This window comes from Cohaesibacter sp. ES.047 (genome assembly GCF_900215505.1).
In the GTDB taxonomy this organism is placed as follows: Bacteria; Pseudomonadota; Alphaproteobacteria; order Rhizobiales; family Cohaesibacteraceae; genus Cohaesibacter.
Genome location: NZ_LT907844.1, coordinates 897,812 through 914,179, shown reverse-complemented (window position 1 = coordinate 914,179; position 16,368 = coordinate 897,812). Strand labels below are relative to the sequence as shown.

The window sequence follows — 16,368 nt, the reverse complement described above, 5'->3', positions numbered from 1 at the left end:
AAGAGGTTTCAATGGTTCAACTGCCAGAAAGACTTTTGAAGGGCTACGACAACTTCAAATCCGGACGCTTTGAAATCGAACGCGGGCGCTATGAAAAACTTGCCGACACCGGGCAGAGTCCAAGGATCATGCTGGTTGGTTGTTGCGACAGTCGCGCCGCGCCGGAAACCATTTTCGATGTGGGCCCCGGCGAGATTTTCGTGATGCGCAACGTTGCCAACCTTGTCCCCCACGCGACATCGCAAGACATGGGTGTCCATGGCACAACCGCAGCCCTCGAATTCGCGGTCAATGGCCTCCATGTCGACCATATCGTGGTGATGGGGCATGGCCGTTGCGGCGGTGTTAAGGCCTATATTCAGGACGATTCCGAACCTCTCTCCAAGGGGGATTTCATCGGCAAATGGTCCGCCCAGCTTCAGGGCGCCGACAATCCGATCCGTTACAAATCGCTCAACCGACCGGAGCTTGATCATTGCGGCCTACTCGAGCGGTCCTCGGTGATCCTTTCGCTCGAAAACCTCTATTCCTTCGATTTCGTCAAGGATGGGATCGCACGCAAGGCATTGTCCCTGCATGGCTGCTGGTTCGACATCTCAACCGGAGAGCTGGAATATTACGACGAGGAACAAGGCACCTTTTCCAAAGTGTGAGCCGCGTTTTATTCGCATCACAACGAGCATAAAAAAGCCGGTCTGGGAGCCTTCCAGACCGGCTTTTTCACATCAGCTCAAACCCCGGCGATCAGCCTTCGGAGCGCGGCTTGATCAGCCCCTTGTTGACCAGAGCCTCGGCAATCTGAACGGTGTTCAGAGCAGCGCCCTTGCGCAGGTTGTCAGAGACAACCCAGATATTGAGGCCATTGTCGATCGTCGAATCCTCACGGATACGCGAAATATAGGTCGCATCTTCGCCAGCCGCATCGACCGGCGTGATATAGCCGCCGTCTTCATGCTTGTCGACAACCAGACATCCCGGTGCTTCGCGCAGAATATTGGTCGCTTCTTCAGCAGAAATCGGATTTTCAAATTCGATATTCACTGCTTCCGCATGAGACACGAACACCGGCACACGCACAGCCGTACACGTCACCTTGATCTTCGGATCGAGTATTTTCTTGGTTTCGACGACGACTTTCCATTCTTCCTTGGTGGAGCCGTCATCCATGAATTTATCGATATGCGGGATCACGTTGAACGCGATGCGTTTTGGAAACTTATTGGCCTCGACCGGATCCGTGACAAACACCGCGCGGGTCTGGGTGAACAGCTCGTCCATCGCATCCTTGCCAGCGCCGGAAACGGACTGATAGGTGGAGACAACGACGCGCTTGATGGTCGCGGCATCATGCAGCGGCTTCAGCGCAACCAGCAACTGCGCGGTCGAGCAGTTCGGGTTGGCGATGATGTTGATGCGGTCTTTTTTCTTGGCCCACTCTTCAAGCACATGAGCGTTGACTTCCGGCACGATCAGCGGAATGCGCTCGTCATAGCGCCACTGGGAGCTGTTATCGACAACGACGCAGCCCATTGCGGCAATCTTGGGCGCCCATTCGGCAGACAGCGATCCACCGGCAGACATCAGGCAGAAATCGGTGTCGGAAAAATCATAATGATCCAGCACCTTGCATTTCAGCGTTTTGTCACCGTAGGACACTTCCCTGCCCTTGGACCGGCTGGATGCCAGCGCAACAACCTCATCGGCGGGGAAACCGCGCTCGGCGAGAATATCCATCATCTCGCGGCCAACATTTCCCGTTGCCCCGACGACTGCGACTTTATAACCCATTGTATGTGATCTCCTGATCTCGGCTCCCCCAAGCACCGCCATCGTTCGCTTTCGCTCCGACACGCGGCTTCGCTCCCCTCACAACCCTGGGGGAAGCGATCAGGGAGCAAGAGGGGCTTAAATCTTGGTGGTAGTAGTGGATGGTGTCAGTGTGACCAGGCCAGCAGCCGATGCACCGGTCGTGCGACCAATGATCGAAGTCTTCAGGATGGCTGCAACAGCAAAGGTCATCTTTAGCACATCTAAAGGCAAGGACTGCCTAACCCTCTCGGTTCCAAAGCATCAGCCCGACACCTGAAAATATCTGTGACAAGGCAGCTTTCTGGGTTGGTTTTTTGATCGAAGCGTGCGGGCAAGTCAAGACAAATCCGCAATTCCTGCTCAACTAAAGCACCACTCCACCCCGATGGACACACCATGGCCTTCGTTTTTCTTCGTATATACTTGAAAGCAGTCGAATTTCCGGGTTAAAGAAACAACCATGGCAGATGATCACAACCAGACACCGCAAACACGCCAAGACGCCCGGCAGAAAGAGGCCGAGCAGGTGCTCCGGCGTGTCGAGATGGAAGGCGAAGCCATCGGGATGTCCTCCTTTGCCCGCACGGCCAACAAGGCCAAGGATCATTTCGCCGCTGGCGATACCGATGCGGATGACCCAATTGAGAAATGGGGTACACGGATCGGGCGCGGCGCGGGAGCGATCTTTGCGATTATCCTCGTTATCTGGCTGGTTGATCATTTCACCCGATGACAAAACCGCCCCTTTGCTGTAATCAGAGGCCCAATTCTGGAAACAGAGCCGATACACACAGCGGCTCGGATCCTGACAACCAAGCAAGTTCACAGACAAGTTCACAGGCAAGTTCACAGGCAAGTTCACAGGCAAGTTCACAGGCAAGTTCATGAGCGCAAAAATCTTCATCGATGGCGAAGTCGGCACCACGGGACTACAGATCCGGAACCGCCTTGAGGGCCGCGACGATCTTCAATTCCTGCGCCTGCCGGAAAATCTGCGCAAGGATGCAGAGGCCCGCGCCCAGATGCTGAACGAGGCTGACATCGCCATTCTGTGCCTGCCCGACGCAGCAGCCATCGAGGCCGTTAGCCTCATTGAGAACCGTGACACCCGCGTCATCGATGCCTCCACCGCGCACCGGACCGCCAAGGGCTGGGCTTACGGTTTTGCTGAAATGGCCCCCGGACAGCGCGCCGCCATCGCCAGCGCCAAGCGGGTCGCCAACCCGGGCTGTTATCCGCAAGGCTACATCGCGATCATGCGTCCACTCGTGGAAGCAGGCCTCGTCCCGGCCACCTTCCCGGCTACGCTGAATGCCATTTCGGGCTATTCGGGCGGCGGCAAGGGCATGATCGGTGAGTATGAGCGCGAAGAAAATCCCGTTGATGTGCCCTTCTGGCCCTATGGCCTCAGCCTTGGCCACAAGCATGTGCCCGAAATGACCGCCTTTGCAGGTCTCGAACACCCCCCTGTTTTCCAGCCGGCCGTCGGCAAATATGCGCAAGGCATGATAGACGCCATTCCGCTCAATCTGTGGGCGCTCGACAAGAACCCGAGCCTTGCCGATCTGCATGCCTGCCTGTCAGACCGCTACGCGGACGAAATCTTCGTCAAGGTCGCGCCGCTGGAGACAGCAGGCAAGCTCGAGGCGATCACGCCGGAGCGCCTCAATGGCACCAATTCACTTCATATTCATGTCCATGGCAATGACGAGACCGGACAGGCCGTCCTGTTCGCCGTCTATGACAATCTGGGCAAGGGCGCGTCGGGCGCGGCCATCCAGAATATGAACATCATGATGGGAATCGACGAGACCACGGGTCTCACCGTCGCTTCGCTTTAACCTGAAGGACCGCATAGAGAATGGAAAAGTTCACGACCCTGACCGCCGTCGCGGCACCGATGCCCCTGATCAACATCGACACCGATATGATCATTCCCAAGCAGTTTCTCAAAACCATCAAGCGCTCGGGACTTGGCGTCAATCTGTTCCACGAAATGCGGTTTGAAGAGGATGGTTCCGAGAACAAGGACTTCGTCCTCAACCAGAACGCCTACCGCAACGCCGAAATTCTTGTTGCCGGTGACAACTTCGGCTGCGGCTCCTCCCGCGAGCATGCGCCCTGGGCCCTGAAAGACTTCGGCATCAAGTGCATCATCTCCACGAGCTTTGCCGACATCTTCTATAACAACTCCTTCAAGAACGGCATTCTGCCGATCATCGTCAGCGAAGAAAATCACGCCAAACTGATGGACGACGCCTCGCGCGGCTCCAACGCCACCCTGACCATCGACCTTGAAAATCAGGTCATTAAGGGCCCGGACGGCGGCGAAATCAGCTTTGAGCTTGATCCCTTCAAGAAAAAATGCCTGATCGAAGGTCTCGATGACATCGGGCTGTCGATGGCAAAAATCGACAATGTGCAAAAGTTCGAAGACAAGATGGCCAACGATCGCCCTTGGGTCTAGGTGTTTTGCTCCGCAAAACACACCAGAAGGCGCCACAGGCCGAGGCTTCGCAGCGACAGGTGCATTTTTCAGCACGCTGAAAAATCACCGAAAGCCTGACGCCTAGCGCGTCGCAAGACGCGCGGCGGTCTCGCCACTTGAGCTGACCATGCAGCGACAGGTATCTTTCTCAAAGAGAAAGTACCGAAAGCCTGAAGAGAGTTGAACGAGCGCCCTTATCAATCAGCCAGACCAACCGGTCTGGCTTTTTCATATCAACTGACCGTCTCAACCCTTTGATTGACTGCTTGGCCCTTGCATTCCACCGGCTTGAGTATTAATCGACTGGTCAGCGATCTCTTTCTTTTCGATCCATGCGCAACAGGCGCGGATCGACACGACTTGTTACCTAAACTGGAATCCTAATCATGTCCCATAAGCTCTTTCTTCTGCCCGGCGACGGCATCGGCCCTGAAATCATGAACGAAGTAAAGCTGATCATCGACTGGATGAACAGCAATGTCGACGTCACCTTCGAATGCGATGAAGGTCTGGTGGGCGGCTGTGCCTATGACGCCCATGGCGTCGCGATCTCCGAAGAAGACATGGCCAAGGCCATCACCTCCGACGCGGTTATTTTCGGCGCCGTTGGTGGTCCCAAATGGGCCGATGTTGCGTATGAAGCGCGGCCTGAAGCAGGCCTTCTGCGTCTGCGCAAGGATCTGGGCCTGTTCGCCAACCTGCGTCCGGCCCTGTGCTATCCGGCCCTTGCAGAAAGCTCTGCCCTCAAAAGGGAACTGGTCGAAGGCCTCGACATTCTCATCGTGCGCGAGCTGACCGGCGGTGTTTATTTCGGCGAGCCGAAAGAGATCGTCACGCTGGAAAACGGCGAACAGCGCGCCGTCGACACCCAGATCTACACCACCTCCGAGATCAAGCGCATCGCCCGCGTTGCCTTCGAGCTGGCCAAAACCCGCTCCAATCGCGTCGCATCCGCCGAGAAGCACAATGTAATGCGCTCCGGTGTGCTGTGGAAACAGGTGGTCAGCAAGATCGCTGCCGAGGAATATCCCGGCACCCCGCTCGAACATGTGCTGGCCGACAATTGCGCCATGCAGCTTGTGCGCAATCCCAAGCAGTATGATGTCATCGTCTGTGACAACCTGTTCGGCGACATCCTCTCCGACGTCGCGGCCATGCTGACCGGCTCGCTTGGCATGTTGCCATCCGCATCCCTTGGTGCACCGGACGTGGTCACCGGCAAGCGCAAAGCCATGTACGAGCCCGTACACGGATCCGCACCGGACATCGCTGGCAAGGGCGCAGCCAACCCGATCGCCATGATTGCCAGCTTCTCCATGGCTCTTCGCTACAGCTTCGAAATGATCAAGGAAGCCGAAATGGTCGATACCGCCATCGCCAACGTGTTGGAAAAAGGCCTCAGAACTGGCGACATCGCCAAGGCCGGCGACACCGTCGTCTCCACCAAGGAAATGGGCGCTGCGGTGATCGCCGAACTGAATGCCCTGAAATAAGGGCAAGGCTGAAATCATCATCAGCCCCTTTGAAATGCATAAAAGCCGGATGGATCCCATCCGGCTTTTTTCGTCTGTTCCGGCTGCGATAGGACCAGAAAGAGACAAACACTTCGATTGTTTGATTGAACGAAAGCGTCGCCTGTGTTCCCTTGATTGCAGAAAATGATTGCAGAAAAATGCACCTTGGTCTCACCGATTGCCAGCCCGTAAAGGCGGGCATCCTCAGACCACAAGGAACCAAGGCTGGCCGGAAGGGGTCTCACAATGACGCTGCTAACACGTTTGGTCGGTCTCTCTATCCTTGCCTGCCTGTCCCTGCTACCGGTCCAGCGCGCACAAGCACAGAACGTGAGCGACCTGCAACTCTGCATCTGGGCCTGCCTGTCCAACTCCCCCGGAGCAGCAAGCCAGCAATATAATACCTGCGTCGAGAGGCGATGCAGCGAAGTGTCCGACGAGATCCCCTCTTCCCCCCAAAAAGGCTGGTCCTTCACCCGTCTCGCACCCAACGATCCACCCTATCTTGACGGGGCAGCGGTAAACGCCGATGCGACCGATGGGCGGCTGGGTCTGAGCTACATTTGCGGGCGAGATGGTGCCAGCTATCTGAGCTTCGCAGGAACGATGGTTGATGGCTTGCGCCTCAAAGTGGCACAACAACAGCCTGTCTGGATGCGGATTGACAGACATCCAGGTTTCAAGGCCAGCTTTGGCGAGTATGAAGGCGCGCTGATCTCGTCGAAGATCTCTCCCCGATCGAAATTTATGGCGCAAATGCACAAGGGCACTCAGCTCAGCATCCGTATCGGCAACGATTCGGTTCGAATCATGCTCTCCGGATCGTCTCGCGCTCTGGGAAAATCGCTTGATTATTGCAACTAACCAGCGGATGCGTCAGGCGCTGCGTAAGCAATTGGACCAAGTCACGGCAATTTCAGGGAAATTTCAGAGCATGTCGCCATATCGTGACTTTTCACTGCCACACCCGTGCCCTACGATCATTGTAAAAATACGCAAAGCATTTGGCTTCTCTTTACTCAATTTGCCCTACTCTATTCTTTCCGACACAGAAGGTGGCAGGAATCCGGCTCATAAGGGCAGCAACTCACGACAAAGCGAAGCAGACAAAGATCAGGCTCGCTTGGAGGAAATGGCATGGCAGCGGAAAAGGACACCGGACACGAAAAACGGATGGCAGAGGCAAAGGCCCTTGCCGCCAAGAACAGCGAACTGGAAGCGGAGTTTCTCGAGCGGTTTTTTGCCATGGGCGACAAGGAAGATCTGTCGCGTTATTCGGCAACCGAAATCGCAGCGATCACACACCATTCCTTCGAGCGTTTTGCGGCCAGTTTCGACGGCAAGCATCGTGTCGAGTTGACCGATCCAACTTTCGCCAAAGACAAGAATGCCCTGCTCAACCAGATCACGGTTATCGAGCTGCACAATATCAACAAGCCCTTCCTTGTCGACTCGATCATGGGCGAGTTGCAGAATGCTGGCCTTGAAATTCATCTCGTGCTGCATCCGGTTCTTAATCTTGAACGCTCGGAAAAAGGCGAGCTGGTCGGCCTCTTTGACCGGCTAGACGTCCAGACCAATCCGAAAATCCGCCGCGAAAGCCTTATCCATGTCCACGTCTCGCGTCTGTCGAGCGAGGAAAGCCGCGCCGAACTGCTCGGCAACATCGACAAGCTGCTGGATGATGTCGATTCGGTCGTCGACGACTGGAAATCGATGTTGCTCCGCCTTGAGGAAACCATCGCCATCTACAAGATCACTCCGCCGCCCCTGCAGCAGGACGAGATCGACGAGACGGTGGAATTTCTACGCTGGCTGGTGAACAACAACTTCACGCTGCTTGGCATGCGCGAATATGCCTTTGACGGCTCCACCGAGGAAGGCGAACTCACACGCAGTCAGCGCCCCGGCCTGGGCCTCCTGCGCGACCCCGACGTCCGCGTCTTGCGCCGCGGCGACCAGATGGTCACCATGACACCGGAGATCAAGGAATTCCTGATGCGTCCGGAACCGTTGATCATCACCAAGGCCAACGTCAAGACCAACGTTCACCGCCGCACCTACATGGACTATATCGGCATCAAGCTTTACGGCGATCATGGTGAGTTGACCGGTGAGTTGCGCATCGTGGGCCTGTTCACCTCCACAGCCTACAACCGTTCGGCAACCAACATCCCCTTCCTGCGCCGCAAGGTGAAAAACACCCTTGAGGCCGCCGCCGTCGACCCGTCCGGCCATTCGGGCAAGGCTCTGCTGAACGTGCTTGAGGGCTATCCCCGCGACGAACTGTTTCAGGTTGATATGGAAACACTCCTGACCAACAGTCAGGAAATCCTGCGCCTGCACCAAAGACCACGCGTGCGCATCCTTTCGCGCGTCGACAAGTTCGACCGCTTCGTCTCGATCCTCGTCTATGTGCCGCGCGACCGCTACAACACGTCCATCCGCGTGCGCATCGGCGACTATCTGCACAAGGTCTATGATGGCCGCCTGTCGGCGGTCTATCCGGATTTCCCGGACGGACCTCTGGCCCGCGTCCATTTCATCATCGGCCGCTCGGAAGGCAAAACACCGAACCCATCTCGCACCGAGCTTGAAAATGCCGTCAATACCATTGTTCGCACATGGGCCGACGGTCTGATGCAGGCGGTGCGCGACACCCATAAGCTGAGCAAGGCATCGACGCTGATCAATCGCTATTGTGAAGCCTTCTCCTATGCTTACCGCGATACGTTCGAGCCGGAAATCGCCCTGCATGATATTTCGATCATGGAAGGGATGACCGGTTCAACCTCCACAGCGATCCAGTTCTACCGCAAGGAAGATCAGAACGAAAAGCATCGGATCACCCTGAAGATTTTCCATAAGGATACGCCGATTCCGCTGTCCGAGCGCGTGCCGATCCTTGAGAATATGGGTTTCCGGGTGATCGACGAACGCTCCTACGACGTCACACCGCTCGATGGCGAGAGCACCTACTGGATGCACGACATGGACATCGAGCGCGCCACTGGCGAGCCGATCGACATCAAAGCTCTGGCAGACAAGCTGCATGACTGTTTCCTTGCAGTCTGGAATGGCAACGCCGAGAATGATGGCTACAACCGGCTGACCATCGCGGCGGGCCTGCCGTGGCGCGACATCACGATCCTGCGCACCATCTCTCGCTATCTGCGCCAGATCCGCATCCCCTATGATCAGGACTACATGTGGGATACCCTCAACAGCTATCCCGATCTCGCGGCTATTCTGGTTGACCTCTTCCATGCCCGCTTCGATCCCGATCACAAGAAGCGCGAGGCGGAATGCACACGTCTTGAAAATGGCATCCTGACCGCATTGGAGCAGGTGGCCAACCTTGACGATGACCGCATCCTGCGCAAATTCCTGACTGTCATCAGGGCATCCTTGCGCACCAATTTCTACCAGCGCATGGAGAATGGCGACTTCAAACCGGGCTTGTCCGTCAAGCTCGACCCGCGCGCCATTGATGACATGCCTGAACCCAAGCCGTTCCGTGAGATCTTCGTCTATAGCCCGCGGGTCGAAGGCCTTCACCTGCGCTTTGGCATGGTCGCTCGTGGTGGCCTGAGGTGGTCGGACCGGCCGCAGGACTTCCGCACCGAGGTGCTTGGTCTGGTCAAGGCCCAGCAGGTCAAAAACGCGGTGATCGTGCCCGTCGGATCCAAGGGCGGCTTCGTGCCCAAGCACCTGCCCACCGAGGGCGGCCGGGAAGCCTTCATGGCCGAAGGCATCACCTGCTACAAGCTGTTCATTTCGTCTCTGCTCGACGTCACCGACAATCTCGATGGTCAGGAAACCCTGCCGCCACTTGATGTCATCCGCCACGACGAGGATGATCCCTACCTGGTGGTCGCAGCCGACAAGGGCACGGCAACCTTTTCCGATATCGCCAACTCGATCTCCGAGGACCGCGAATACTGGCTTGGCGATGCTTTCGCCTCGGGTGGCTCGGCCGGGTATGACCACAAGAAGATGGGCATCACCGCGCGCGGCGCATGGGAGGCGGTCAAGCGCCACTTCCGCGAAATGGATCGTGACATCCAGACCGAGCCCTTCACCGTGGTGGGTGTCGGCGATATGTCCGGCGATGTCTTTGGCAACGGCATGCTGCTGTCCAAAGAAACAAGGCTCATCGCTGCCTTTGACCATCGCGATATCTTTATCGATCCCGATCCGGACCCAGAAACCAGCTGGGAAGAACGCAAACGCGTGTTCGATCTGGGCCGCTCCTCCTGGCGCGACTATGACGAAAAGCTGATCTCGAAAGGCGGCGGCATCTTCTCGCGCAAGGAAAAATCCATCAAGCTGAGTAAGGAAATCCAGACTGTCCTTGGCATGAAGAAGGCGAGCGTGACGCCGCAAGAGCTGATGAAGGCCATCCTCATGGCACCAGCCGATCTGCTCTGGTTCGGCGGCATCGGCACCTATATCCGCGCCTCGAGCGAATCCGATGCGGATGCCGATGATCGCGCCAACGACGCCATTCGCGTCACGCCCAAAGACCTGCGCGTCAAGGTGTTGGGCGAAGGCGCTAACCTTGGGGTGACCCAGCGCGCTCGCATCGAGTTCAACCATCTGGGTGGCCGCAGCAACTCCGATGCCATCGACAATTCCGCCGGCGTCAACAGTTCGGACATGGAAGTCAACATAAAGATCGCTCTGGGCACTGCGGTGCGCGAACAGCGTTTGGACATCAAGGCCCGCAACAAGCTCTTGGCATCAATGACGGACAATGTCGCCAACCTTGTTCTGCGCAACAACTACCTGCAGACCCTGTCCATCTCGCTCACCGAACGCCGGGCGATGGAAGACTTCGGCTATCAGATCCGCCTGATGGAACGGCTGGAGGATGCAGGCGAGCTGGATCGCAATGTCGAGTTCCTGCCCGACAAGGAAGCGCTCACCGAAATGCGCAAGAAGGATCAGACCTTCACCCGTGCTGAGATCGGCGTGCTTCTGGCCTATGCCAAGAACACACTCTATGACAGCCTGCTCGAAAGCAGCCTGCCCGATGATCCCTATCTCGAACAGGAACTGGTGCGCTACTTCCCCGACAAGATGCAGGCGCCCTATGCCGACGAGATCGCGAGCCATCGACTGCGCCGGGAAATCATTTCGACAGCCGTCACCAACTCGATGATCAACCGCGGCGGCGCCACGCTCGTCCCGCGCATCGCGGACAAGACCGGTGCCACCTCGGCGGATATCGCCCGCGCCTATGTCGCTGTGCGTGAGTCCTTCGACATGCGCGGTCTTCATGATGCCATCGATGGCCTCGACAATGAGGTCAATGGCGAGGTTCAGCTGGAACTCTATCAGGAAGTCCAGCAACTGGCACTGACCGAGATTCTCTGGTTCATGCGCAACGTGCCCTCCTCGAACAGCATCAATGACACCGTAGCCCTCTATCGCAAGGGCATCACCGAGCTATCGACCAAAATCGACAAATTCCTGCCGCCCTATCTGTCGCAGCGGCTGAAGGAAGAAACCGATCGCTATGTCGAGCACAATGTGCCGGAAAAACTGGCGGCCCGCATTGCCCATCTGCCGCTGATCGCTCGCATTCCTGACATTGTTCAGGTTGCCGATCAGGCCGGCAAGAGCCACGAGCAGGCAGCGGAAACCTATTTCGCCGTTGCCGGGCACTTCAAGATCGGTCGCATTGATGCACTCGCAGAAAGTCTTGATGTGATGGATTATTATGAAGGGCTGGCACTCGACCGGGTGCGCGATTCGCTCTCGGCGGCGCACAGCCAGATGACCGTCAGCGTTCTCGCTCTTGCCACCGACAAGGACAACGGCCTTGAGAGTTGGCTCGAACAGGAAGGCGCTGCCGTCGACAGGACCCTCAAGTCGGTCGACACCATCACCTCCAGTGATTCCCTGTCGGTCTCCAAGCTGGCCGTTGCGGCCGGCCTGCTCTCGGACCTTGCCCGCGACGTCTGACTGAGCAAAAGACCGGGCAAAAGACCGAAGACACCAAAAAAGCTATCCCCCGGAGAACACATCGGTCTCCGGGGGATTGTTGTTTTCCTGCCATGACACTCGATCATGCAGATCGGACAAATAATCGCCCGCCAAACCCTTGCCTGATGACCGGTGCCGGCGCATCCTGATCAACACTTCGACGCTTCAAAGCCGGTTCCCGTCCGGCGCGCCGGAACAGGCAACCCATACATTCCCAATCCAATCCATCGACACATCAGCGCCAAAGCGGCAGCAAAAGTTAAAACTGCCTTAACCAACACACCGGTAAAATGCGAGCTGATTTATCGATGCGATTCATACGCTCGGAAAGGCTCATTGCGCGCATGCAAGACGAACGATCCCCCTTCCAGAAATTGGCAGATCTTCTGTGCGATATCGTACCGGCAAACCACGACCGTACGGCTCCGATCAACATGACGATCGGCGAGCCCGGCCACGCCTATCCCGCTTTCATTCCCGACGTGATCATCGACAACAAGGCCGATTTCGGGCGTTACCCGCCGATGCGCGGCACCGATGACTTCCGCAAGGCAGTAGAAGACTGGCTCAACGGGCGCTATGACCTTGGCGGTCTGCCCCTTGGCGAGAAAAACATCCTCCCGCTCAATGGCACCCGTGAAGGCCTGTTTCATGCAGTGATCGGCGCCCGCGACTGGGCCCGGTTCCATTTCGGCAAGCGGCTCGTCAATCCGGCGGTTCTGCTGCCCAACCCCTTCTATCACACCTATATCGGTGCAGCCCGTGCGATCGAGGCGGAACCGGTGTTCCTCAACGGCACCCCCGAGACCGGGTTCCTGCCCGACCTTGATGCTCTGGCCGAGGACACCAAACTGCTCGACCGCACAGTTGCCTTCTTCTATGCCTCACCGGCCAATCCGCAAGGCAACGCGGCCGACATTGCAACATGGAAGAAACTCATCGCCCTTGCGCGCAAGCATGATTTCCTCATCCTTGCCGACGAATGCTATTCCGAGCTTTATCGCGAAACGCCTCCGGCGGGGATTTTAGAGGCCTGCGAAGGCGATTTCAGCCACGTCGTCACCTTCCATTCCCTGTCCAAGCGCTCCAATCTGCCCGGACTGCGCTGCGGTTTTGCTGCCGGTGATCCAGCCTTCCTCACCGAATGGACGAAATATCGCAATCTCGTTGCTCCACAGGTATCCATGCCGTTGCAGGCCGCCGGAGCCGCCGCTTACCGCGACGAAGAGCATGTCATCGAGAACCGGCGCCTCTACAACGAGAAATTCGATTGTGTCGACCGCATTTTGGGCAAGGATCTGCCCCATGACATTCCGCTGGCCGGATTCTTCCTCTGGCTCGACGTGAGCGCCTTCGGCGATGATGTCAGCGTGACGGAGAAGCTCTGGCGCGAGGTTGGTGTACGGGTGATTCCCGGCTCTTATCTGGCCCGCCCGGATATCAGCGAAACCAACCCGGGCGATGGTTTCCTGCGCATCGCACTGGTTGGTACGCTCGAAGAGACCAAGGACGCGATGACACGCCTCCGAGCCTGCCTGATCGGTTGAGATCAGTCAGGTGCAAAGCACAGGCAAGACCGAGAGAAAAGCGCGACGAGACGTTAGGAACAGGGTGAAAAGACACGTTGCGACAACAGGTTAAATTGGAACTGAAGCACACATGACCGCATATGACGACTATGGTGCTGCGCCACGCGCACGGCACGCCAGCAGAAGACAGGCCAAGGACAGCGCCTTGCGCCAGGCTCTCAGACGCAATGTCTTTGCGGCCACGGGCCTGTTTGGCCTGTTGGTTTGCGCTGCCGTGGCAGCAAGCCTTGTAACCTGGCACGTCGGCGATCCCAGCCTGTCCAATGCGGTGGATCACGCGCCGCGCAACATTCTGGGCCGTCCCGGAGCGATTCTGTCCGACCTGCTCATTCAGGGGTTCGGTCTTGCCACCGCCTTCCTGCTCATTCCGCCCGTGGTCTGGCTGTGGCGTCTTGTGCGCTTGCTGCCAACTGGTATCACCAGAAACCGGGCCATGGCATGGTTTGGTGGGCTCGGCCTGATCGCCATCGCCTTTGCTGCCGTTCCCGCACCCAACAGCTGGCCCCTGCCGCTCAGTCTGGGTGGGATGATCGGTGACAGTTTCCTGTCCATTGTGGCTCGTTTCAATCCGACATTCATGAAAGGCCTCGGTGCCATTGGTGTTGCTGCCGTGGCTGCAATCGCAGGCCTTGCGATGCTGCTCAATGCATCCAATGCCAGCCTTTCAAGCCTCATGCTGAAGCGCAAACGCGCCGAGGTGCAGATCCACGATGATGCGGACACCGAGACCGCAGACGAGGATTGGGACGAAGAGGATTATGAGGACCAACAGGACTTCGACAGCGGAGCCGACCCCGAAGGGGCGCTTGATCGCACCAAGGGTCCAAACACCCGGCGCTCCTCAATCCTGTCAATTCCGCTTGGCGCTCTTGGCCACTGGTTGCTGTCGCGCAAAGCCAACAAGCTGCGCCGCCGCAAGCCCGCAGTTGCAGATGAGGCGCTCAACCATGCGCCGCCACCGATCCAGCCCAAACCGCGCAAGAAGGGACTTCTGACCAGCCTGCTCGGCGAAGATGACGACGGCCTCGATGAATTGGCCAATCGCCTTGAACCGCGCTTGGACGTTGCTAGTGCGCCCTCCTATCAGCAGGGCACAGGACTGCACAACCCCAGCTCAAGCGAGCTTGGCTACGCCGGGCCGGATGACTTTGCACCGCACCATCCGCAGAACGCAGGCGATGACTATGACACAGCACCGGTCTGGGAGGTCGAGGACGATTACGCGGATGCGCCATTGCTGGCGCACGGCCAATCCAAAGGCCAACCGCGCGGTCAGGCTGTCGGCATGGCCCCGCGCGAGATCGATCGTGCCACACAGGATCCGCAGCACCGCGCCATGACCAATGAAGGCGCGGAGACCAAACCCGTTGCCGCTGGCAAGAATTCCAAGCGCATGGTGCGCTCCGGTCAGGGCAATGTCTTCACCCGCAAAGATCCCTATCAGCTTCCGACCCTCGAATTCCTCGCCCAGCCCGAAACGCTCGGCCCGAATGCGGGTCTGACGCCCGATCAACTCGAACACAACGCCCGCCTGCTAGAAGGGGTGCTGTCCGACTTCGGTATCCGCGGCGAAATCATCAAGGTGCGCCCCGGCCCTGTGGTAACGCTTTATGAGCTTGAACCGGCACCGGGGATCAAATCCTCGCGCGTCATCGGCCTTGCCGACGACATCGCCCGATCCATGAGTGCCATCTCGGCCCGTGTGGCGGTGGTTCCGGGCCGCAACGCCATCGGTATCGAGCTGCCCAACGCCCGCCGCGAGACGGTCTTCCTACGCGAGATCCTGGCCTCCAAGGACTTCGACAAGTCCAAGGCCAAGCTACCGATTTGTCTGGGCAAGAACATTTCCGGCGACCCGGTGGTGGTCGACCTTGCGCGCATGCCGCACGTGCTCGTGGCCGGGACCACTGGTTCGGGTAAGTCCGTGTCCATCAACACCACGATCATGTCCCTGCTCTATCGTCACAAGCCGGACGAGTGCCGCCTGATCATGATCGACCCGAAAATGCTCGAGCTGTCCATCTATGATGGCATCCCGCATTTGCTGACCCCTGTGGTGACCGACCCGGCCAAGGCGGTGGTGGCCCTCAAATGGGCCGTCCGGGAGATGGAACAGCGCTACAAGAACATGTCCAAGATGGGCGTGCGCAACATCGACGGTTTCAACAAGCGCGTGCGGGATTCTCTAGCCAAGGGCGAGCATGTCACCCGCACGATCCAGACCGGCTTTGATCCCGAAACCGGCGATCCGATCTACGAGCAGGAAGAGCTCCATCTCGAGCCGATGCCCTACATCGTGGTCGTCGTCGACGAGATGGCCGACCTGATGATGGTCGCCGGCAAGGACATTGAAGGGGCGATCCAGCGTCTTGCCCAGATGGCCCGTGCCGCTGGCATCCACCTCATCATGGCCACCCAGCGCCCATCGGTCGATGTCATCACCGGCACGATCAAGGCAAACTTCCCGACCCGCATGTCCTTCCAGGTCACCTCCAAGATCGACAGCCGCACGATCCTTGGCGAAATGGGTGCAGAACAGCTGCTCGGTATGGGCGACATGCTCTATATGGCTGGTGGCGGGCGCATCCAGCGCGTCCACGGCGCCTTCATTTCTGATGAGGAAGTCGAAGAGATCGTCAATCACCTCAAGCGGCAAGGCACACCTGACTATCTCGAAGCGGTGACCGAGGAAACCGATGATGATCCGGTCGCCGGTGCATCAAGCGGTGGCGGTGGTGGCGGCAGCGACGCCGAGACCCTATATGACAAGGCGGTCGACATCGTCATCCGCGATCGCAAGGCCTCGACCAGCTACATCCAGCGTCGACTGTCCATTGGCTACAACCGGGCCGCGACCCTTATCGAGCAGATGGAAAATGAAGGGGTCATCAGCGCCGCCAACCATGCCGGCAAGCGCGAGGTTCTGGTCCCAGAAGAAGGCGCAACGATGTAGGCAACTGTACGCGAGGCCAACACA

Annotated in this window: 10 protein-coding genes; 9 read left to right on the top strand and 1 reads right to left on the bottom strand. The window is 57.9% G+C overall.

The window, feature by feature from the left end; translation table 11 throughout:
* Positions 1-11: 11 nt before the first annotated feature.
* Complete coding sequence (locus CPH65_RS04095; protein WP_096172249.1) at positions 12-653, top strand: carbonic anhydrase; 642 nt, start codon at positions 12-14, stop codon at positions 651-653.
* Positions 654-744: 91 nt separating this feature from the next.
* On the opposite strand, the gene CPH65_RS04090 is transcribed toward CPH65_RS04095, so the two are convergent.
* Positions 745-1,788, bottom strand: a complete 1,044-nt coding sequence (locus CPH65_RS04090) for an aspartate-semialdehyde dehydrogenase (RefSeq protein WP_096172248.1) — start codon at positions 1,786-1,788, stop codon at positions 745-747.
* A gap of 481 nt (positions 1,789-2,269) precedes the next feature.
* On the opposite strand from CPH65_RS04090, the gene CPH65_RS04085 reads away from it, so the two are divergent.
* The 8 genes from CPH65_RS04085 to CPH65_RS04045 all read left to right on the top strand — a co-directional run bounded on the left by CPH65_RS04085 (position 2,270) and on the right by CPH65_RS04045 (position 16,344).
* Entirely contained in the window at positions 2,270-2,542 is a 273-nt protein-coding gene (locus CPH65_RS04085) for a hypothetical protein (RefSeq protein WP_096172247.1), read from the top strand.
* A gap of 151 nt (positions 2,543-2,693) precedes the next feature.
* Positions 2,694-3,650 (top strand): N-acetyl-gamma-glutamyl-phosphate reductase, encoded by a 957-nt coding sequence (gene argC / locus CPH65_RS04080; RefSeq protein ID WP_096172246.1) that lies wholly within the window; start codon positions 2,694-2,696, stop codon positions 3,648-3,650.
* Between the two features lie 20 nt (positions 3,651-3,670).
* The gene (leuD, locus tag CPH65_RS04075) at positions 3,671-4,276 is read left to right on the top strand and encodes a 3-isopropylmalate dehydratase small subunit (RefSeq protein WP_096172245.1); all 606 of its coding nucleotides are present in this window, start codon (positions 3,671-3,673) and stop codon (positions 4,274-4,276) included.
* A gap of 407 nt (positions 4,277-4,683) precedes the next feature.
* A complete protein-coding gene (leuB, locus tag CPH65_RS04070) occupies positions 4,684-5,790 on the top strand; it encodes a 3-isopropylmalate dehydrogenase (RefSeq protein ID WP_096172244.1) in 1,107 nt (368 codons plus the stop codon).
* 267 nt (positions 5,791-6,057) lie between these two features.
* Complete coding sequence (locus tag CPH65_RS04060) at positions 6,058-6,675, top strand: hypothetical protein (RefSeq protein WP_096172242.1); 618 nt, start codon at positions 6,058-6,060, stop codon at positions 6,673-6,675.
* A 273-nt stretch (positions 6,676-6,948) separates the two neighbouring features.
* Positions 6,949-11,781 (top strand): NAD-glutamate dehydrogenase, encoded by a 4,833-nt coding sequence (locus CPH65_RS04055; protein ID WP_096172241.1) that lies wholly within the window; start codon positions 6,949-6,951, stop codon positions 11,779-11,781.
* Positions 11,782-12,110: 329 nt separating this feature from the next.
* Positions 12,111-13,349 (top strand): aminotransferase class I/II-fold pyridoxal phosphate-dependent enzyme, encoded by a 1,239-nt coding sequence (locus tag CPH65_RS04050; protein ID WP_096172240.1) that lies wholly within the window; start codon positions 12,111-12,113, stop codon positions 13,347-13,349.
* 112 nt (positions 13,350-13,461) lie between these two features.
* Complete coding sequence (locus tag CPH65_RS04045; RefSeq protein WP_096172239.1) at positions 13,462-16,344, top strand: DNA translocase FtsK; 2,883 nt, start codon at positions 13,462-13,464, stop codon at positions 16,342-16,344.
* Positions 16,345-16,368 lie beyond the last annotated feature (24 nt).